The sequence below is a fragment of the Kribbella polygonati genome (genome assembly GCF_050320105.1).
Taxonomy (GTDB): Bacteria; Actinomycetota; Actinomycetes; order Propionibacteriales; family Kribbellaceae; genus Kribbella.
Genome location: NZ_CP190129.1, coordinates 8,440,007 through 8,459,677 on the forward strand (window position 1 = coordinate 8,440,007; position 19,671 = coordinate 8,459,677).

Annotated in this window: 20 protein-coding genes and 1 tRNA gene; 8 read left to right on the plus strand and 13 right to left on the minus strand. The window is 68.7% G+C overall.

Annotated elements, in window-relative coordinates; genetic code table 11:
* Positions 1-27: 27 nt before the first annotated feature.
* The 4 genes from ACQHIV_RS40710 to ACQHIV_RS40725 are packed head-to-tail and all read left to right on the plus strand — an operon-like array spanning position 28 to position 4,979.
* Positions 28-300 carry a hypothetical protein gene (locus tag ACQHIV_RS40710; RefSeq protein ID WP_380194208.1) on the plus strand — a complete coding sequence of 91 codons (273 nt, stop codon included), beginning with the start codon at positions 28-30 and terminating at the stop codon, positions 298-300.
* Positions 297-1,331: a YlbL family protein gene (locus tag ACQHIV_RS40715; protein WP_427889889.1), complete on the plus strand. Its 1,035-nt coding sequence runs from the start codon at positions 297-299 to the stop codon at positions 1,329-1,331. Before ACQHIV_RS40710 ends, ACQHIV_RS40715 begins: the two co-directional genes overlap by 4 nt.
* A 55-nt stretch (positions 1,332-1,386) precedes the next feature.
* Positions 1,387-1,998 (plus strand): PPA1309 family protein, encoded by a 612-nt coding sequence (locus ACQHIV_RS40720; RefSeq protein ID WP_427889890.1) that lies wholly within the window; start codon positions 1,387-1,389, stop codon positions 1,996-1,998.
* Complete coding sequence (locus ACQHIV_RS40725) at positions 1,995-4,979, plus strand: UPF0182 family protein (RefSeq protein WP_427889892.1); 2,985 nt, start codon at positions 1,995-1,997, stop codon at positions 4,977-4,979. Before ACQHIV_RS40720 ends, ACQHIV_RS40725 begins: the two co-directional genes overlap by 4 nt.
* An 86-nt stretch (positions 4,980-5,065) precedes the next feature.
* Here ACQHIV_RS40725 and ACQHIV_RS40730 read toward each other — a convergent pair whose 3' ends face one another.
* Positions 5,066-5,626, minus strand: coding sequence for a hypothetical protein (locus tag ACQHIV_RS40730; RefSeq protein ID WP_427889894.1), 561 nt, complete (start codon positions 5,624-5,626; stop codon positions 5,066-5,068).
* 117 nt (positions 5,627-5,743) lie between these two features.
* Complete coding sequence (locus ACQHIV_RS40735) at positions 5,744-6,709, minus strand: N-acetyltransferase family protein (protein ID WP_427889896.1); 966 nt, start codon at positions 6,707-6,709, stop codon at positions 5,744-5,746.
* Positions 6,710-6,813: 104 nt separating this feature from the next.
* Between ACQHIV_RS40735 and ACQHIV_RS40740 the strand changes: the two genes are divergently transcribed.
* Positions 6,814-6,887 (plus strand) — tRNA-Met (locus tag ACQHIV_RS40740).
* Between the two features lie 40 nt (positions 6,888-6,927).
* Here the strand turns inward: ACQHIV_RS40740 and ACQHIV_RS40745 are convergent.
* The 6 genes from ACQHIV_RS40745 to ACQHIV_RS40770 form a co-directional block, all read right to left on the minus strand.
* Positions 6,928-8,625, minus strand: coding sequence for a S53 family peptidase (locus tag ACQHIV_RS40745; protein WP_427889898.1), 1,698 nt, complete (start codon positions 8,623-8,625; stop codon positions 6,928-6,930).
* 98 nt (positions 8,626-8,723) lie between these two features.
* Entirely contained in the window at positions 8,724-9,044 is a 321-nt protein-coding gene (locus tag ACQHIV_RS40750) for a putative quinol monooxygenase (RefSeq protein ID WP_427889899.1), read from the minus strand.
* A gap of 49 nt (positions 9,045-9,093) precedes the next feature.
* Positions 9,094-10,050, minus strand: coding sequence for a proline racemase family protein (locus ACQHIV_RS40755; RefSeq protein ID WP_427889901.1), 957 nt, complete (start codon positions 10,048-10,050; stop codon positions 9,094-9,096).
* Between the two features lie 77 nt (positions 10,051-10,127).
* The gene (locus ACQHIV_RS40760) at positions 10,128-10,325 is read right to left on the minus strand and encodes a hypothetical protein (RefSeq protein ID WP_427889903.1); all 198 of its coding nucleotides are present in this window, start codon (positions 10,323-10,325) and stop codon (positions 10,128-10,130) included.
* Positions 10,326-10,800: 475 nt separating this feature from the next.
* Entirely contained in the window at positions 10,801-11,559 is a 759-nt protein-coding gene (locus ACQHIV_RS40765) for an ABC transporter permease (protein WP_427889905.1), read from the minus strand.
* Between the two features lie 10 nt (positions 11,560-11,569).
* Entirely contained in the window at positions 11,570-12,469 is a 900-nt protein-coding gene (locus tag ACQHIV_RS40770; RefSeq protein WP_427889907.1) for an ATP-binding cassette domain-containing protein, read from the minus strand.
* Positions 12,470-12,551: 82 nt separating this feature from the next.
* Here ACQHIV_RS40770 and ACQHIV_RS40775 point away from each other — a divergent pair, with 82 nt between their 5' ends.
* Positions 12,552-13,289, plus strand: a complete 738-nt coding sequence (locus ACQHIV_RS40775) for a TetR/AcrR family transcriptional regulator (RefSeq protein WP_427889909.1) — start codon at positions 12,552-12,554, stop codon at positions 13,287-13,289.
* Here the strand turns inward: ACQHIV_RS40775 and ACQHIV_RS40780 are convergent.
* Positions 13,270-13,905: a nucleoside/nucleotide kinase family protein gene (locus ACQHIV_RS40780; RefSeq protein ID WP_427889911.1), complete on the minus strand. Its 636-nt coding sequence runs from the start codon at positions 13,903-13,905 to the stop codon at positions 13,270-13,272. The two genes, ACQHIV_RS40775 and ACQHIV_RS40780, sit on opposite strands and share 20 nt — an antisense overlap.
* Positions 13,906-13,915: 10 nt before the next feature.
* On the minus strand, positions 13,916-15,253 hold the full coding sequence (locus tag ACQHIV_RS40785) for an FAD-dependent monooxygenase (protein ID WP_427889913.1): 1,338 nt from the start codon (positions 15,251-15,253) through the stop codon (positions 13,916-13,918).
* Positions 15,254-15,336: 83 nt separating this feature from the next.
* Between ACQHIV_RS40785 and ACQHIV_RS40790 the strand changes: the two genes are divergently transcribed.
* Positions 15,337-15,939, plus strand: a complete 603-nt coding sequence (locus tag ACQHIV_RS40790) for a TetR/AcrR family transcriptional regulator (RefSeq protein ID WP_427889915.1) — start codon at positions 15,337-15,339, stop codon at positions 15,937-15,939.
* Here the strand turns inward: ACQHIV_RS40790 and ligD are convergent.
* Genes ligD through ACQHIV_RS40805 form a run of 3 tightly spaced genes read right to left on the minus strand, consistent with a single transcriptional unit; the run spans position 15,936 to position 19,136 of the window.
* The gene (gene ligD, locus ACQHIV_RS40795) at positions 15,936-16,892 is read right to left on the minus strand and encodes a non-homologous end-joining DNA ligase (RefSeq protein WP_427889917.1); all 957 of its coding nucleotides are present in this window, start codon (positions 16,890-16,892) and stop codon (positions 15,936-15,938) included. The two genes, ACQHIV_RS40790 and ligD, sit on opposite strands and share 4 nt — an antisense overlap.
* Before the next feature lie 35 nt (positions 16,893-16,927).
* The gene (locus ACQHIV_RS40800) at positions 16,928-18,037 is read right to left on the minus strand and encodes a branched-chain amino acid aminotransferase (protein WP_427889919.1); all 1,110 of its coding nucleotides are present in this window, start codon (positions 18,035-18,037) and stop codon (positions 16,928-16,930) included.
* 49 nt (positions 18,038-18,086) lie between these two features.
* The gene (locus ACQHIV_RS40805; protein ID WP_427889921.1) at positions 18,087-19,136 is read right to left on the minus strand and encodes a helix-turn-helix domain-containing protein; all 1,050 of its coding nucleotides are present in this window, start codon (positions 19,134-19,136) and stop codon (positions 18,087-18,089) included.
* A 166-nt stretch (positions 19,137-19,302) separates the two neighbouring features.
* Here ACQHIV_RS40805 and ACQHIV_RS40810 point away from each other — a divergent pair, with 166 nt between their 5' ends.
* Positions 19,303-19,653, plus strand: coding sequence for a hypothetical protein (locus tag ACQHIV_RS40810; protein ID WP_427889922.1), 351 nt, complete (start codon positions 19,303-19,305; stop codon positions 19,651-19,653).
* Positions 19,654-19,671 lie beyond the last annotated feature (18 nt).

The window sequence follows — 19,671 nt, forward strand, 5'->3', positions numbered from 1 at the left end:
GTACTCTGGGCGCATGAAGGTGGCCGGATGAAGGTTTTGGCGTGGCTGGCGTTCCCGCTGGTCGCCACGCTGCTCGCCATGTGCTGGGCAGGCTGGCGCGGGTGGCGCAGCCGCGAGCCACGCCGGTCCGGGGGTCCGTTCGCCTCGGTGGACGAGTTCCGCCGCTTCAACGCCGCGCTCGCGGCACCCGGTCCGCGGGCCACTCCGGAACGTCGCCGGGGCCTGGGTCGTCGTAATCATCAGCCGGTCTCCGAGGACCGTGGCTCCGGCTCCACCAAGATCGCAGGGCAGGGTTCGTGACACGTCGTACCGCCACATTGGTCACCTCGATCGTCGTGCTTGTCGTCTCGCTGGGACTGGTGACCGCCTTCCCGGTGCCGTTCGTCTCGTTCAGCCCGGGGCCGGTCAAGGACACCCTCGGGTCGGCGAAGAACAAGCCGGTCATCGAGATCACGGGCCACGAGACGTTCCCGACGTCGGGGCAGCTGGACCTGACCACCGTGTCGGTCACCTCGCCCGACCGGCAACTGACCCTTCCGCAGGCGATGCGGAACTGGCTGGACCCGCACCACGACCTGTTCCCGCGCGACATCATCTATCCGCCGAGCCAGAGCGCCGACGAGGTGGAGCAGCAGAACACCGCGGAGATGACCGGATCCCAGGACAGTGCGGTCGCGGCCGCGCTGCAGGCGGCGAACGTCCCGTTCCACACCAAGGTGGCGAGCGTCGCCGACAACTCGCCGGCCCAGGGCAAGCTGAAGGCCGGCGACCTGGTGCTCGCCGTCGACGGCCACACCGTGACGCAGATCCCGCAGGTCGGTGACCTGGTCCGCAAGCACAAGGTCGGCCAGAACGTGGTCTTCCTGATCCGCCGCGGCACCGCCGAGCAGACGGTCGAGCTGAAGACGGCCGCGACCCCCGGCGACCCGACCCGGCCGATGGTCGGAATCACGATCGGCGTTGACTCCTCGGTCAAGGTGACGGTGAACCTCGGCCAGGACATCGGCGGACCGAGTGCGGGCACCGCGTTCGCGCTGGCCATCTATGACAAGCTGACCCCGGGTCCGCTGCTGAACGGGAAGCACGTAGCCGGGACCGGGACGATCGATGCGCTCGGCCAGGTCGGCGCGATCGGCGGTATCCAGCAGAAGATCGCCGGCGCCAAGAACGACGGCGCCACGGTGTTCCTGGTCCCGGCGCCGAACTGCGCGGCCGCACTGCACGCGGACGTCAGCGGCATCCAATTGGTGAAGATCAGCACGCTGAGCGGCGCGATCAGCGCGCTGAAGGCGATCGCCAGCGGCACGGGGGATGTGCCGTCGTGCAGCTGACGAGCCACCTGAACGACCTGAACGAACCGGCCAGCCGAAGGGAAGATCAGCCGGCATGGAATCCGTAGGAACGCTGCCTCCTGACGCACTCAGCAGCGCGGTCGTCGAGATCGAGAAGCACGTGAGCAGCGCGGGCTGGGACCAGCCCGCGCAGCTGTTCGCGCTGGTCCCGACCGCGGAACTGCTCCGGGCCGAACCCCAACTGGCCGCCGAACTCGGCGCCGAGGACGCGTCCCAGCCGCTGACCCCGGTCGCCCAGGGCGAGCTTCCCGGCGGCGTCGACGACGACAACCTGGCCGATGCCCTCGGCCGGATCGAGTGGCCGGACGGAGTCGCCGGCTGTGCGCTGGCGATCGAGCGGATCGTGCTGCCGGCGGCGGCCGAGTCCGGGCTGTCCAGTGTCGAGTCCGACGCCGAGCTGGCCCGGCTGGCGGGCAGTGACCCGCGCCGGCACGAGGTCCGGATGGTCGCGGCGGTGCTCCGCGAGGGTGGCCGGTTCGGCGCCGTCCGGTTGCGCGCGCACGACGAGGACAGTGCGGTGCTCACCGGCGTCGACTTGGTCCCCACGCTGTGCGAAGTACTGTCTTTGACATTCGAACCTTCGGCCGGCAGCCGGTCGGGCGTGGGTTCCGGGGTCGATGGCGACGACGAGGAGAAGCGACCATGAGCGACGGCGTCTACGACATGCCGGACGAGCCGCCTGCCCGGAGGACGCGACGCCCCGGCGGTCGTCCTCGTGCCCTGCTGCCGACGATCGCCACGCTGATCGTCCTGCTGATCCTGTTCAGTGTCTTCACCGACGTCTGGACCCAACGGCTCTGGTACCGCTCGATCGAATTCGGCACGGTGTTCAGCACCGTGCTCGGCACCCGGGTGCTGCTCTTCGTGGTCGTCGGCCTGCTGATGGCCGCGGCCGTCGTTGCGAACATCGTCGTCGCCTTCCGCGCTCGCCCGCGGGTCGCGCTCGCCCCGTCGCCCACCCCCGGATTCGAGCGGTACGGCGATCTGCTGCAGCAGCACGCGAAGATCGCGGTCGGCGTCGTCGCCACGCTGATGCTGATCTTCGGTGGCTCGGCCGCGTCGGGGGAGTGGAAGGTCTTCCTGGCCTGGAAGAACCGGACGTCCTTCGGTGTCACCGACAAGCACTTCAACAAGGACATCTCGTTCTTCGTCTTCGACTACCCGTGGCTGCGGGTGCTGCTCGGCTTCGGGTACTCGATCGTGCTGTTGTCGCTGGTCGCCGCGATCATCACGCACTACCTGTACGGCGGGTTCCGCCCGTCCGCCAAGGGGCAGAAGGCCTCCGGTGCGGCGCAGGTGCAGTTCTCGGTGCTGCTCGGGCTGCTGGTGCTGCTCAAGGCGTTCAGCTACTGGCTGGACCGCTTCGGCCAGACGACGTCCGACGGCAGACTCTTCACCGGTATCTCCTATACCGGCGACAACGCGATCCTGCCCAGCAAGGAGATCCTCGCGGTCATCGCTGTCCTGTGCGCCGGACTGTTCTTCGCGAACGTGGTCCGGCGGACGTGGCTGCTGCCCGGAGTCGGCACGGTCGTGCTGATCCTGTCGGCGATCCTGCTCGGTGCGCTCTGGCCGGCCGCCCTCCAGCAGTTGCGGGTACGCCCGAGCGAGCCGGTGAAGGAAGCGCCGTACATCACCAAGAACATCGAAGCCACGCGGCAGGCCTACGGGCTCGAGAACACTCAGGTCACCGAGTACGAGGCGCAGACCACGGCGAAGCCGAGCGAGCTCACCGCGGACGCCGAGGTCCTGCCCGGGATCCGGCTGATCGACCCGACCGTGATCGGGCCGACGTTCGAGCAGCTCCAGCAGGTCCGTGGGTTCTACTCGTTCCCGACCGATCTGGACGTCGACCGGTACAAGATCAAGGACAAGACCAGCGACACCGTGATCGCGGCCCGCGAGGTCCAGATCGACAAGCTGCCCGCCGGTCAGCGGAACTGGAACAACGACCACACCGTCTACACCCACGGCTACGGCGTCGTCGCGGCGAACGGCAACCAACGGGCCTCGGACGGTACGCCGGTCTGGACCGAGAAGGACCTGCCGCCGAAGGGCGATCTCGGCAACTACGAGCCCCGGATCTACTTCGGCGAGCAGTCGCCGGACTACTCGATCGTCGGCGCCCCGAAGGGGTCCTCGCCGGTCGAGCTGGACACCCCGGAAGGCAAGAACGGCGGAGATCCGACGCTGAACACCTATGAGGGCAAGGGTGGCGTCAAGATCGGCTCCTTCTTCAACCGGTTGCTCTACGCAACCAAGTTCCGGGACGCGAACATCCTGCTGTCCAGCCGGGTGAACGCGGACTCGAAGATCCTCTACGACCGCAGCCCGCGCGACCGGGTCGAGAAGGCGGCGCCGTGGCTGACGCCGGACGGCGACCCCTACCCGGCGATCGTGGACGGCCAGGTGGTCTGGATCGTCGACTGCTACACCACCTCGGACAACTACCCGTACTCCGAGAAGGTGGCGCTGGACGACAGCACCCGGGACACCACCACAGGTCGCGGCACGATCGCGCAGCAGCCGAGCGAGAAGATCAACTACATCCGGAACTCGGTCAAGGCGGTCGTGAACGCCTATGACGGCACGGTCGACCTCTACGCGTGGGACGACAGCGACCCGGTGCTGAAGACCTGGATGAAGGCCTTCCCCGGCACCGTCAAGCCGAAGTCGGACATCTCGCCCGCGCTGATGTCGCACCTGCGCTACCCGGAGGACATGTTCAAGGTGCAGCGCGACCTGCTCGCGAAGTACCACGTCACCGACGCCGGCACCTGGTACCAGAACAGCGACCTGTGGCGCGTGCCCGCCGACCCGACCGCGGTGTCGGCCAGCGGTGATTCGTCGACGCAAATCAGTCAGCCTCCCTTCTATCTCTCGTTGCGGATGCCGGATCAGACCGATCCGAAGTTCTCCCTGACCTCGGTGTACGTGCCGAACGGTGAACGGGAGAACCTGACAGCGTTCATGGCGGTCGACTCCGAGGCCACGTCGCCGGACTACGGCAAGTTCCGGATCCTGCGATTGCCGGGGAACCTGCAGATACCTGGTCCGGGGCAGGTGTACAACAAGTTCCAGACCGACGAAGGCATCAGAACCGCGTTGCTGCCGATCAACCAGCCGAACAGCGGCGCAAGAGCCCAGTTCGGGAACCTGCTGACGTTGCCGCTCGGCGGTGGGTTGCTCTACGTGCAGCCGGTGTACTCGTCGCGGACCAGCGGGCCGGGCAACTATCCCGTCCTGCGGTACGTGTTGGTGTCCTTCGGGGACAACGTCGCCTACGGGACGACGTTGCAGGAAGCCCTTGGCAAGGTGTTCAACACCAACGTCGACACGGGCGAGAACCCGCCGGGAACCAAGACCCCGCCGGCACAGACGAACCAGACGGTCAAGCAGGCCCTCGCTGACGCGGAGGCCGCCTACGAGCGGGCACAGGCTGCTCTCAAGAGGGGCGATCTCGCCGGCTACCAGACGAACGTGAACCAGATGAAGGCCGCGCTCGACCGTGCCTCCGCCGGTGCGGCGGTGACGCCGACGCCGTCGGCGACCCCGTCACCGACACCGTCCGGGAGCCCGTCGGCCTCGACGACACCGTCGAGTCCGCCGAGCTCTCCGACCGGCTGATCGCAGGGCTGCTTCCCGGGGCGGCGACACCGACCGTGCGTCGGCGTCGCCGCCCCGTTCGTCTGTCCGGGTGGTTGCCTACGGCATCAGGACTGCTCGGGACGGAAGCCGGCCGCGGTGTCGAGCACGTCCTCGTCGGTGAAGCGCTCGTGGTCGATCGTCACCTCGGCGGCGACCCCCGGCTCGATGAAGTAGAACACCTCGTCGCCGGCGAACAGGCCGTCGTACCCGCCGACCTTGACCGGGGTGAGCTGCCAGCCCGGATCCTTCTCTTCGTACTCGACGAGGAAGTCCTTCAGGGTCTCGAGGTCGGTGAGCTGCTCGCCGCGGATCGTCTTCACGGTCAGGTCGACCTTGTACGCGTCCTCCGAATCCGGACCGGTCTCCCAGACCCGGCTGTGGAAGGACACGTCGTTCCACTCGTACTCGAAGTCGCTCGGCGTGCCGATGCCGTCGGGAAGGTTCTCGATCACGAAGCCGTCCAAGGTGCCAGCCTTCTGCTCGGTGGATGGTGCTACGGAGGCATACGACGGTGCTGCTGACCCGGTCGTCGTGGACAGCCCCAACGAGGCCAGGACGACCGCGGTCCCGGCCACGATACGACGGGCGGACGGCATGACTCGGGAACCGAAAGATGAACGCGACATGACTGCCTCCTGGGGAAGGACGGCGTCCCGCCTGCTGCGAGACGCCCTTCGTGACCAAGAAGGTGCCGCGATCCACGTGCCCAGGACAGGCGAATCCGAACCTGTGGACAACCGCGATCAGTAGCCGATCAACCGATGCAGCCGATGGAACGTCTGCCGGAACCCGAGCCGCGGCCACGTCCGGGACGACAGCAGGTTCGTCACCCGCCAGTCCGTCACTACCGAGCTGTACCCGGTCTCCGCAGCCCACTGCAGCACAGCCTCACCCAACGCCCGCCCGGCACCGAGCCCGCGAGCAGACGGCAGTACGGCGGCAAACCCGAGGAAGCCCGCGTTGTCCGGCCTCGCCAGCCCGCTGTGCGCGCTCGACCGATCCAGCGAGCACCCGATCGACGACCCGATGACCTCACCGTTGTGCACGGCAACGAACGTCGCGTAGTCCGGATCGTCGATCGACTCCTCCCAGTCCGCGACCGCCTCCTCGTACGTCCCCACTTCCCCGGCCGAGAACACCGGCGAGCGCCCTTGATGCCGCGGCAGTTCCAGGTCGAGCTCCGCGAGTACCGGGATGTCCGCGCGCGTCGCCCGACGTACGACGAGATCGCGAGCAGGCGCCACGCGGTACGACGGCACCGGGCGGATCGCGTGCGCGTGCTGCGACCCGAACCCCAGCCGGAACCACGCGTCCACCAGGTCGGGATCGTCGGGCACCAGCGCGTAATGCGCCGTACGTCCCGCATCGACCCATTGCGCGGCCGCGGCGCCGTACAGGTCGCGGATGTGTTCCGGCTCACGTACGGCGTGACCGGCCGCCTCGACCCAGATGTTCGGGCCCCACACCGCGGCGGGCTTCGGTGCCGCCAGCAAGTAACCGGTCAGCTCGTTGTCCTCGGCCAGGACCGCACCGGACGCGCCCTCGGTCTCCCACACCGCGGTCACCTCGACGAGCGCGAGCCGTTCGTCCTCGTAGTCGGCAGGGAGCAGCGGGTGACGCTTGCGATGTGCCCGATGCCGCTGCGCGAGCAGGCCGGCCGCAGCTGGAAGATCGGCCTCCTCGAACGGGCGGAGGACTGGTCGGGACATACTCGGACGGTACGCCCGGCGCCGCCCCGGCGGAACGAGTTTTCGCCGCTCCGGGAACCGATTTGGTTGCTCGGCCCGGATCCTCTAAACTAAAGACACAACGACGCGGGGTGGAGCAGCTCGGTAGCTCGCTGGGCTCATAACCCAGAGGTCGCAGGTTCAAATCCTGCCCCCGCTACGGAACGAAGGCCCGGACCTGATGGTCCGGGCCTTCGGTTTTATCCGCGGGTGCCGGTCAGGCGGAGGCCGAGGATGAACGGGAGGCCGTTCGGGGTGCCTACTCCGGTCACGGTGTCGTAACCCTTGACGGTGACCTGGTCGGTTTCCGTGCGGTCGTGGGAGTCGAAGACGTCCAGGGACGCGCTGTCGGTGCCGTTGGCCGGGATGAAGGCGGCGCGGTTCTGCTGGGGTGTGGTTGCAGGGAGAGGCAGCACATCGCGGAACGAAGGGGTGCCGTGCAGGCGGTAGATCAGCGGGTTGATGAAGCCGAAGGCATGCCGGCCCTGTTGTGCGTCGGCGACGAGTCCTGCGACCAACGGCGCGGACAGGCTCGTCCCTGCGTTGACCTGTGTCACGTAGCGCTTGCTGTCCGAGTCTGTGTAGCCCGTCAGCATGCCCGTGTCGAGGTCACCGACGGCCGAGATGTCGGGCACCGTCCGGTTCACCACAGTCTTCCCGCCGATCCGGACGTGCGACATCGACGCCGGGACGACGCCCTTCTGGTACGCCGGTTGCGCGTAGCCGAGGCTGGTCCCGCCGCCACCCGACGTCAGCCCCACGCCGCTCCACTTGCCGCCGTCCGGGATCGCGGTCTCGTTCGACCAGCCCGTCTCGAACACGCGCTTGCCCCGCGCGTCGAGGCCCATCGTCGTACCGCCGACGGCTGTTACGAACGGATCCGAGGCGGTGGTCGTCAGGCCGGGGGTGTCGCCGGAGGAGAAGTACAGGCCGACACCTTCGGCGGCTGCGCGGACGGCGAGGGCGTGCACGGTCTTCGGCGGTACGTCGCCGATCGGGATCTGCCAGGAGTTCGAGACGATCGAGGCGCTCGGGCGATGGCCGTCACCTTTCAGTACGGCGGCGACCGCGCTGAGCAGGGCCTGGTCCTCGTCGCAGCCGCCTCCGACAACCATCAGCTGCTTGGCCTCCGGCGCCATCGCGTAGACCGCTTCGGAGTCCATCTCGGCCTCGTCGTTGTACGGCGCCGCGCTCCGAGAGGTCTGGCCGCAGCTGCCACCGAGGTGGATTTCCTTGTACTGGTCGGCCTTCGGCGCCGGCAGGTGGTTCCGCCGCGCGTACTCGCGGAGCGTTCGCAGCATCTCAGTCGGCGCGAGGCTCTCGGTCAACGCCACGGTCTGCCCCTTGCCCGTAAAGGCCGGGCTGGCGCCGTACGCAGTACGCAACTGCGCAGCGGAGTACCCACAGATCGGCAGCGAGGCCTTGGTGAGACCACGGAACGCCGGCTTGACCGTCTGCACGTGCTGGCCCCAGTCCTGCGAGCAGGTCGGCTTCGCAGTGCGCGCCATCCGGGCTGAAGCAGCACTCGTACCACCGAGCCCGGTCATGCCGAGCGCCATCGGTGGCAACGACCGCGCCTTCGCCGACGGGCCGGTGGCTGAGACGTACGAGCGGTCGCTGCTGACCTGCACATCCGTCAGGCCACGCGCTCTCAGCTGGTCGACAACGGTCGCGGCCTCGGCGGGCGACGGGCCGAACCGGGCCGTGTACTCATCAGGACTCAGATAGTGGTGGTACAGAGGACTGCCTGGTGTGGAGACGGCGGTGGCGAACCGCTCGGCACCTGCCAGGTCCGGCGTCAGCCACACCTGGATCGTCTGCCGTGGAGTTGACTCCACCGATGCACCACCGGCCACCAGCGCCGCGCAGCCCACCATCGCACCAACAGTCCTGATCACGACCACTCCCCGTCTCATTCAGTAACAGCTCAGTCACTCCACGCTTCCAGATAGGAGCGACTAGTTCTACTGACGCCGGAGCCGGCCGGTTTGGTTGATCAGACGGCGAGTTCGCCGAGCTCCGACCAGTCGTCCTGCGGGACCTTGAAGTTCACGATGCGCGGAGTCTCGACCAGGTGCGGCGGGAGGTGCTGCTGGGCCGCCTTGAAGTGGTCGGACGTGACGTGGTGCGTGGCGGCCTGGTCGTCGGCGAACGCCTCGACCAGCACGTACTCGTCGGCGTCGTCGAGCGAGCGCGACCAGTCGAACCACAGGCAGCCCGGCTCCGCGCGGGTCGCGGCGGTGAAGTCGGCGGTGATCGACGGCCAGTCCTCGGCGTGCTCGGGCTTCACCCGGAACTTCGCGGTAATGAAGATCATGAGGATCAACCTAGCGGGCCCGCGCGACAAGCACCGTCGCAATCTGAGATCAGCGCAGCACGAACCCGGTGCCGAGCGGGTCGCCCGGGTCGAGCGTGAACGTCGCGCTCCCGGTGCGGTACGCGTTCCCGACGACCTCGGTGATCACACCGTCGGGTGTCTCCGCGACGACCCGGCCGCGGAACGTCGTACCGACGATGGAGTCGTGCCGGAGCGTTTGCCCGGGCCCCAGTTGGCCCGAGTCGTGCAGCAGCGCCAGGCGGGCCGACGTACCGGAGCCGCACGGGGAGCGGTCCGCCTCGCCGTCGGCGAAGACCGCGAGGTTGCGCTGGTGCGGACCCTCCGCCCATGTGCCGAGGTCGTCGTACAGGATCGTGCCGTAGAGGCCGCTGAGCCGTGGATCGGTCGGGTGTACGGCGACCGGGTCGAGGGCCCACTTGATCTCGCGGCCGATCGCGATCAGGTCCGGGTACGACGCCGGCGTCACCGAGAGGCCGACCGACGAGGCGAGCACCGACGCGTAGAACGCCCCGCCGTAGCTGATGTCCGCCGTCACCGCGCTGCGGGACGTCTCCAGGTGCAGCCCGCGGCGGAGCACGTACGACGGAACGTTGCGGAAGGCAACACCGTCCGGCCCGACGTGGGCGGTGACGCGACCGGACGGTACGTCGATGACGACGTCGCCCGGTGCGACCAGGCCCGTGTCGACGGCCCAGGTCGCGAGGGCGATCGTGCCGTGGCCGCAGGCGGTCGAGTACCCGTCCTTGTGCCAGAACACCACGCCGAAGTCGGCGCCGTCGTCGTCGGGGGGTACGACGAACCCGCCGTACATGTCGGCGTGACCGCGCGGTTCGTTGACCAGCAACTGCCGGACGGCGTCGATCGCGTCCGACGACTGTGCTGTGACGCGGCGGTCCGCGACCGTCGTACCTGGGACCTCCACCGAGGTCACGATCCGGAACGGCTCACCGGCCGTGTGGTAGTCCACCACGCTGACATCGTCCACGGACTCACCCTAGACAAACGAAACCGCCGCGTCCCGGGGAGGGGACGGCGGCGGTTCGAGCGGCCTGAGGGGTGGGGTCAGGCGGCTTGCGGTACGCGGTTCCGGGCGGCCCAGACAGCTCGGCGTAGTTGGGCCTTGTCGGGGTATCCCGCCTCGCGGCCGATCACGTAGACGTCGTGGCTGCGCATGTTCACCATGCCGGCGACGTACCAGACCGGGCTGCCCTCGGCGAGCATCGTGATGATCATGTTCCGGGTGTCGGTGGTGGTGTTCATTCTGACCCTCTCCTTTGGTCGCTCTCACTGATACGTCGAAGTGGGAGGGGTGGAATCGACACCCAGCTGAAAGAAAAGAAACCCCGCCCCTCCGCTTCGCTTCGGAGCGGGGTGTGGGGGTTGGGGCGGGGGGTGAGGTCGGGGTGGGGCGGGGTGTGGAGCGCGGGGCGGGGCTCCGGGGCATGGGTGTGGCGTGGGAGTTGGGGGTGGGCTCCGGGGCACGGGCGTGGAGGTTGGGTGTTGGGAGTGGGGGTGCGGGGTTGGTGTGTGGGTGGGCTTGGGGTGTGGGGTGGGCTTGGGGTCTGGGGTGAGGTTGGGGTGGGGGCGTGGGGGTAAAACAGAGCGCCCCGATCGGTGATCGGGGCGCTTGTCCGTGTGGGTCCCGGGGGGAGTGGGACCTCCACACGTTGGGGGGGACTTTGACGTTAACCCGGGCACGGGGTCACACCGCGCGTATTCGGGCTGTGTCGAAAAGTTATCTGGCGGTTCGCCGCCGGTAGAGCGTGGTCGCGAGTGTCACGGAGAACAGGACCAGACCACAACTCCACGCCACTGCGATCCAGCCGTTGTTCCCCATCGGCGTCCCGATCAGCAGACTGCGGACGGTTTCGATCACCGGCGTGATCGGCTGGTGCTCGCTGATCGGCCGCAGCCAAGCAGGCATCGACTCCGGCTGGACGAAGGCACTGCTCAGGTAAGGAAGGAACAGCATGAAGAAACTCAGCGTGCTGGCCGACTCCACGGTCTTGGCGATCACACCGAGCCCAGCCGCGAGCCAGGACAGCGCCAGCACGTAAAGCAGGAGCAGACCGATCGTGGCCAGCCAGTCCAGCACGCCAGCGTGCGGCCGGAATCCCATGGCGAGCGAAGCGAGAACAACGATCGCCGTAGACGCCGCGTTGCGCGCCACACTCGCAACAACGTGCCCCGTGAGTACGGCGAAGCTGTGAATCGGCAGGGAGCGCAGCCGGTCGATCATGCCGCTGTTCATGTCGTCAGCGACCGCCATGGCCGTCGAGGCAGCGCCGTACCCCGTAGTGAGTAAGAGGATCCCCGGTACGACGTAGTTCACGTACTCCGTGCCCGTGTCGATGGCACCGCCGAACACGTACACGAACAGCGCCATCATGAGCAGCGGCATCAAGACGGACGCAAACAACGTGTCGACGTTCCGCCAGGCCAGCCGGACGCTCCGGTCGATCATGGTCGCCGCGTCGGCGAGTGCGTGTGTCATCAGCAACCCCTCAGGCCGTCAGAGCGAGGAAGACGTCGTCCAGTGTCGGTCGGTGCGAGGAGACCCGCTCCGGCTCCAGCCCGTTGTCACGCAGTACGTCGAGCACATGGTGCAGGTGTGCCGCGGTGCCGTCGGACGGGACGTTCAGCGCGAGCTCACTGACCACACCGTCGAGGACACCGGTCGCCTTGAGCACCTGGGCCTCCTCGGTGAAGCGCAGCTCGATCCGCTCGCCGCCTATCTGCTTCTTGAGCGCATCCGCCGTACCGCTGGCCACGATGCCGCCCTGGTCCAGCAGTACGACGCGGTCCGCCAGCCGGTCCGCTTCCTCGAGGTACTGCGTCGTCAGCAGGATCGTCGTACCCTCCCGGACGAGCGCGACGATCGCGTCCCACATCGCCGAACGGCTCGCCGGGTCGAGGCCCGTCGTCGGCTCGTCGAGGAAGATCACCCGCGGCCGAGCGATCAGGCTCATCGCCAGGTCGAGCTTGCGCCGCATGCCGCCCGAGTACGTCTTCACCCGCCGGTCCATCGCGGCGGTCAGCCCGAACTGCTCGAGCAGCTCCGCCGTCCGCCGCTTCGCCGTACGGCGCCCCAGGTGCATCAGCCGGCCGACCATCGCGAGGTTCTCCCGGCCGGTCTGGTTCTCGTCGACCGCGGCGTACTGCCCGGTCAGGCTGATCACGCCACGGACCTTCGCCGGCTCGCGGAGTACGTCGTACCCCGCGATCGTCGCCGTACCGGAGTCCGGGCGGGTCAGCGTCGACAGGATCCGCACCGTCGTGGTCTTGCCCGCGCCGTTCGGGCCGAGCAACGCGAGCACGGACCCCTCCGCCACGCTCAGGTCGACCCCGGTCAGCACATCGGTCGCGCCGTACGACTTCCGCAGGCCGCTCGCCTCGAGGATCATCGTCCCCTCCTTACTGCGTATTGAGTACGCTAAATAGCGTAGCAGCTACGCAGTAAGGTCGGGCAACCCCTAAACTGACCCGGTGACGAACGACGAGTTGCCGGCCGACGTTGCGGCGATGTGGCGCTTGCGGGCCGCACCACGGCGCGGGCCGAAGCCGTCGCTGATGCTCGACGACATCGTCCGGGCCGCGATCGAGCTCGCCGACGCCGAAGACCTCGCCGCGGTGTCGATGGCCAAGGTCGCCGAGCGGCTCGGCAACTCGACGATGGCGCTCTACCGGCACGTGAAGAGCAAGGACGAACTGCTCGTGATGATGTCGGATGCCGCCCTCGAACGGCCGGAGCCGCTGCCCGAAGGGGTCGACTGGCGGACCGGGCTGACGTTCTGGGCGGACGGCGTACTGACGGCGATCCGGCGGCACAAGTGGTACGCGAAGCTGCCGCTGTCCGGGCCGCCGGCCGGGCCGAACAACCTTGCCTGGTTCGACTCCGCGCTCGGTGCGCTGAAGGACACCGGCCTGCCCGAGGCGGCCAAGGTCGGTGTCGTGATGGGCCTGATCACCTTCGTGCAGGGGGAGATCCGGATGGCGTTCGACCTCGCGGCGGGCTACGCGGACAATCCGGCGGCGTTCCTGCAGTTCGGCTCGACGCTGCGCCGGGTCGCGGATCCGCGGGTCTATCCGGCGGTCGCGCGGACGGTCGAGGCGGGCGTGTTCGACGAGGTCGGGAGCTTCGAGGAGGACAGCGAGGCGGACTTCGACTTCGGGCTGCAGCTCTACCTGGACGGCGTCGCCGCGTTCATCGAACGGGTCGGATGATCGCGTCGGCGGCCTGCGCGGTCGCCGCGATCAGGTGCGCGTTGCGTTCGTCGGAGCCGTACGTCCGTTCGTGCGCTTCTTCGGGTGATCTGCCGTACGCGCGGTGCCGTGCTTCGAGCCGTTCGTGCCGCAGGTCCTCGGGTACGTCGACGTACCAGCACTGGTCGAGCAGAGTACGGACCGTAGACCAGGGGGACGCGTCGAGCAGCAGGTAGTTGCCCTCGGTCAGGACGAGCGTGACGTCGGGGGCGACGCCGATGCTCGCGGCGATCGAGTCCTCGATGCCGCGGTCGAACCGCGGCGCCCAGATCTGCTCGTCAGGGGACGCCTTCAGCCGCCGGAGCAGTGCGACGAAGCCGAGGCCGTCGAAGGTGTGCGGCGCACCCTTCACGTCGGCGAGGCCCAGGTCCTCGAGCACCGACTGCGCCAGGTGATACCCGTCCATCGGGACGAGCGCGACCTGGTGCCCGTCGGCGCTCAGCTTCGCGGCGAGTTGCTCGGCGTACGTCGACTTGCCCGCCGCCGGCGCTCCCGTGATCCCGAGCAGCTGCCGCCGTCCGCGCGTCGCCAGCTCGACGGCGCGTTCGTAGGCAGCAGCTGGGTCGAGGGTCTGCACCTGATGGATCCTAGGCCAGGTAGCCGTCGGGGCGGACGAGAATCTCGTCGCCCGGTTGGGCGTGGTAGATCGCGAAGGCCTCCGGCGACGTGATGTCGACGGTGTGCGGGTGCGTGGCCGGGGTGGTGGGGGAGAAGCGCAGCAGGGTCTCGTGCGGGCCGCGGAGTAGCTCGAACAGGCGGATCTGGTTGCCCTCGGCATCGATCACTGGAGCGTCCGGCGCTCGGTCGCCTGGTGCGCGCGGCCTGGGGTCAGCGGGGTCGCGGTACGAGATGTCCAGCTGGCGGGTGTTCTCGCCGCGGTCCAGCGCCGACTCGTCGCCGTCGACGTGTTTCTGCATCAGGTCCTCGCTGATCCCGAGCACGCGTTGCGCGTTGGTACGGCGTTCGGTCTCGTATGTCGCGAGCACCTCCTCGCGTCCGTCGGCCAGCTTCCAGGCGAGGTTGTACGCGTCCTGGACGCCGGTGTTGAGCCCCTGACCGCCCGTCGGCGGGTGGACGTGCGCGGCGTCGCCGGCGATGAAGACCCGTCCGTCGCGGAACTTCGCCGCCAGCCGGACGTTCGGGCGCCAGACGGTCGACCAGGTCAGGTCGCGGAGCTTCGCCGTACCGGGGCCGGCGTACTTGTCCACCAGCGCCTGCAGCCCTTCGAGTGAGGTGTCGCCCTCGATCGGCGCGCCGAACTGGAACTGGTCGCCGCCGGACAGCGGCGTCATCACGATGCCTTCCATCGGGCTGTCCTTCGCCGCGAACCAGTACCCGTAGTCGTGGTCGAGCCCGTCCGCCGCGACGTCGCCGAGCAGCATCCGGATCGACTCGTCGGTGGTGCCCTCGAACGCGATCCCGAGGTGTTTGCGGACGAAGCTCTTCCCGCCGTCGGCGCCGATCAGGTAGTCGATGCTGAGCGACTCGCCGGTGGAGAGCTCGGCGGTCACGGCGTCCGCGGTCTGCGTGAAGCCGGTGATCGCGGTGCCGAGCTCGACGGTCACGCCGTACTCCGCGAGCTTGTCGCGCAGGATCTGTTCGGTGCGGGACTGGCCGAGCATGCAGCCGTTCGGGTACGGGACGTCCGGGGTCGGCTCGACCGGCTCCGCCATCCGGCGCTCGCCCACGAACTTGCCGCTCAGGTGGATCTTGATGGGCGGCATGGGTTGGCCCTGCCGCAGGACTTCGTCGAGGACGCCGAGGTCCTCGAACACCTCGAGCGTCCGCGGCTGGAGTCCGTCGCCGCGGGAGCCCTCGAAGTACTCGGTCGCCTTGTCGATCACCCGGACCGCGATGTCGCGCCGGGCCAGCTCGATGCCGAGGGTGAGTCCGGTCGGTCCGGCGCCCGCGATCAGCACGTTCATCATGGTCTCCTTGGATGAATTATGATTCACTGAATTCAGATTCAGTGTGGGCGGGACTAGGGTTCGCTGTCAAGGAGGTACTCGTGACGGACACGGTGAGCCGCCGGCAGCGGGCGGCCGGGACCGAGGCGGCGCTGAAGCAGGCCGCGCGCGACGTCTTCGCCGAGCGCGGCTACCTGAACACGAAGATCACCGACATCACCGCGGCCGCCGGACGCGCGACGGGGTCGTTCTACAACCACTTCGCGAGCAAGGAAGAACTGCTCGAGGCGCTGCTCCGCGACATGCTCGCCGCCGCGGACGACGCGGTCGTGGACGGCGCCGGCCACGACGCCGACTTCAGCAAGCGGTCAGCGATCCGCTGGCACGTGGCGACGTTCTGGACCTTCTACCAGTCACATCTGCCGGAGATGATCGCGGTCAAACAGGCCGCGATGCTCGACCCGGAGCTGGGCCGCCGGCTGCAACAGATCATGGCCGACGACGACCAGCACATGATCGACCACTTCTCCCACCTGCCGCACCCGCCGGCCGATCCGATGGTCGCGATCTCCGCGATGAACGCCCTGCTGGAGGGCTTCGCCTACACCTGGCTCGTGGTGAACCCGTCGAACGGGCAGACGATCACCGACGAGGCGGCGATCGACACGCTCACCGACCTCCTCCACCACGGGCTGACCGGCTAGTCCTCGGGCGGGGCCTCGGCGCCTTCGCGTTCGTCGCGGTCCGCCCACTCGATCAGGGTGTCCAGCGAGTACGGGTTGTCGTCGATCGTCGCGTGCAGATCGCCGAGCTCGGCGTACCGCTGGGGGACGGTCGCGATCGTGAAGTCCTTCGGGTTCACGTCGTCGACCTCGTCCCAGCGGATCGGGGTCGACACCGTGCCTTCCGGGTTGCCGCGCACCGAGTACGCGCTGGCGATCGTGTGGTCGCGGGCGTTCTGGTTGTAGTCGACGAACACCAGCCGCGGGTCGCGGTCCTTGCGCCACCACGTGGTCGTGACGTCTTCCGGCGTACGGCGCTCCACCTCGCGCGCGAACGCGAGCGCGGCCCGCCGTACGTCCGTGAAGCCGTACGCCGGTTTGACCCGGACGTAGATGTGGATCCCGCTGCCGCCCGACGTCTTCGGGTAGCCGACCGCGCCGAGCTCGTCGAGCACCTCGTGCACGGTGTGCGCGACCCGGCGGACCCGGTCGAACGGGCAGTCGGGCATCGGGTCCAGGTCGATCCGCCACTCGTCGGGCTTCTCGGTGTCGGCGCGCCGCGAGTTCCACGGGTGGAACTCGACCGTCGACATCTGCACCGCCCAGGCCACGTGCGCGATCTCGGTGACGCACAGCTCGTCCGCGGTCCGGTTGTACCGCGGGAACTTCACCCGGACCGTCTCCATCCACGGCGGCGCACCGTGCGGCAACCGCTTCTGGTGCACCTTCTCCCCGGAAACCCCCTCCGGGAACCGATGCAACATGCACGGCCGTTCCCGCAGCGCGTTCACGATCCCGTCCCCGACCGACAGGTAGTACTTCACCAGATCGAGCTTGGTCTCCCCGCGGGCAGGGAAGTACACCCGATCCGGGTTGGAGACCCGGACGGTCCGCTCGCCGACTTCGAGCTCGATCGCCGGAGACTTGGCCGCCATGCTGCCAACCTAACCGGCGCCGGGGACAAACAGCATCAGGCCAGGCGGGTGAGCCAGCCTCGGGTGTCGGGGATGCGGCCGTACTGGAGGTCGAGGAGGGTGCTGCGGATCTTGGCGGTGACCGGGCCGACGCCGTGGTCGACGGAGTGGTCGCCGATGGTGAGGTCGCCGTCGGGCCAGGCGAGGCGGCCGATCGGGGTGATCACCGCGGCGGTGCCGGACGCGAAGACCTCGGTGATCTCGCCGGACCGGACGCCGTCGCGCCATTCGTCGGCCGAGATCCGGCGCTCCTCGACCGGGTGGCCGAGGTCGGCGGCGAGATCGAGGACCGAGGCGCGGGTGACGCCTTCGAGGATCGAGCCGGTCAGCTCGGGGGTCGCGATCCGGCCGTCGGCGTACACGAAGAACATGTTCATGCTGCCGATCTCCTCGAGCCACTTGTGCTCGACGGCGTCGACGAACGCGACCTGGTCGCAGCCGTTCGCGACCGCCTCGGCCAGGCCGGCCAGGCTCGACGCGTAGTTCCCGCCGCACTTGGCCGCGCCCGTACCGCCCGGGGTGGCGCGGATCGTGGAGGTGGTCAGCCAGATCGAGACGGGCTTCGGGCCGGTGTTGAAGTACGGGCCGGCAGGGGAGGCGATGACGCCGAACAGCACCTCGTTGGAGGGCCGGACGGCCAGGGCGGCTTCAGTGGCCATCATGTACGGCCGCAGGTACAGGCTGGTCTCCCCGTCCGCGGCTGACGGGACCCAGGCCTCGTCAACGGTCACCAACGCCCGCAGGGCCGCGACGAACTCCTCTTCCGGCAGCTGAGGCAGTGCCAGCCGCTCCGCGCTGGCGGTGAACCGGGCAGCGTTACGGTCCGGGCGGAAGGCCCACACCGACCCGTCCGCATGCCGGTACGCCTTGAGGCCCTCGAAGATCTCCTGCGAGTAGTGGAAGACAGCAGCCGCGGGGCTGAGTGAGAGCGGTGCGTACGCCGTGACCTTCGGGCTGTGCCAGCCACGGTCGGCCGACCAGTTGGCAACCACCATGTGGTCCGTGAACGACTGCCCGAACGCAGGGTCCTTGAGTACGGCTGCCCGAGCCTCCGCGCTGGCCGGGTCGCTCCGCAGCTCGACCGCGTAGTCCCATGCGTCTGTCACTACCGTTGCCCGCTGTTCACCTGTCACTCACCGCACGCTACCCCTGCCCTCACCTCCACCTCGACCCGCCGCCCACACTCCGACCACTCCGCGCCAGCCACCACGTGAGCTCGGCCGACCCCGGCAGTGCCTGTACGACGTGCAGCACGCGCTCGGCAGCGTCGTACACCAAGGAGTCGTGCCACTCGTCCGGGAGCTCCACCAGCACACGCAGGCCCATCGCCAGACCGGCTGCGGGCTCTCCCGCAACCGCCAGGCACTCGGCGAGGCACAGGTCGAGCCTGGCGCGTTCGCCGACCCAGCTCTCCGGGCAGAGCTCCCGTGCGCGCTCCAGCAGCACACAGCCGGCCACGCCGTACCCAAGGAGAGTGCACACGCGTCCCTCGGCCCAGTGCTGTTGGTACGGCGGTGCGAGCTCGTCGCCGATGCCGATCAGCTCCTGCAACGCGCTGTGTGCGTCTTGACGCCGGCCGAGCTCAGCCAGGACCAGCGCCCGCGCTGCCCGTGGCAGGTAGCTCTGCCGAGCAAGGCCGACCGCTTCCTCCGCCAACTCCAGCAGCTCGGGCAACGCACGACGCTCGGCCAGCCCACAGATGACCTCCCTGGCCCGCACGGTCCCTCCGCTGCCGACACCGTCCGCGGCCGCACGGGCGGCCCACCACCAACGCCGCGCCGTACTGCGGTCGTCCAGCCTCGTCAGCGTCTCCGCGATCAGGGCGCTCAGCTCGGCTGCCTCCACACCGTCCGCACCACGGAGCTGACTCACCAGAGCCGGCAGCAGCGCGGCCGGAGGCGTCGTACGGCATTCGCTGAACAGCTCGGGCGGAGCACCGAGTGTCCCGACCAGGCCGCGCCATGCTGCCTCCAACGGGTCGGTCTGCTGTCGTGCCCGGGCAGGCCTCTGCGCAAATGTGGCAGTCAGCCGCCCGGCGGTGCCGAGCTGCTCGTCGCAGAGCCGCGCCAGGTCGGCAGAACCCGGCCGCTGCCCGCGCTCCACCTGCGACAGATAGCTGTGGTCGTACCCGACCTGTGCCGCCAGTTGCCGCAGGCTCAGCCCGGCCGTCTGCCTGCACTGCCGCAGTAGGGAACCGAAAGTCACAGGACCACCCCGTTCGCGCTTCGAGCTCATGTGGTGCGTGCCGGTAAAGCTACAAGCCCTCGCCGACAAAAACCGTTCAAAACAAGGGCATGGGTGCTGTGGGCTGTTCCCACAGCCCACAGCAAACACCTGTTGTCCGCAGTGCGTTCTGGGCGAGTCTGAAGAGGTGAACCCGCTGCAGCCCCAGGCCCGCCTCTTCCGTCTGGTCCGCCACACCAACCCCACCGCGATCCTCGCCGAGGGCGTGGAGTGGTCCGACGGCGCAGCCACCCTCCGCTGGCGCGGCCCATGGCCCAGCACGGCCACCTGGGACGCCGGCATCCCCGCCCTCCTCGCCACCCACGCCCCCGACGCCCGCACCCAACTCCACTGGACCCCCGCACCCCTACCGCCCCCAACACCCGACCCCACCACCCCCACAACCCCAACCCCCACCATCTGGCTCCCACCCCCAACCCCCGAAGGCCTCTGCACCCACTGCGGCCAACCCTGGCCCTGCCTGAGCTGCGGCCCGTGAACGGATCTGCAACTACCT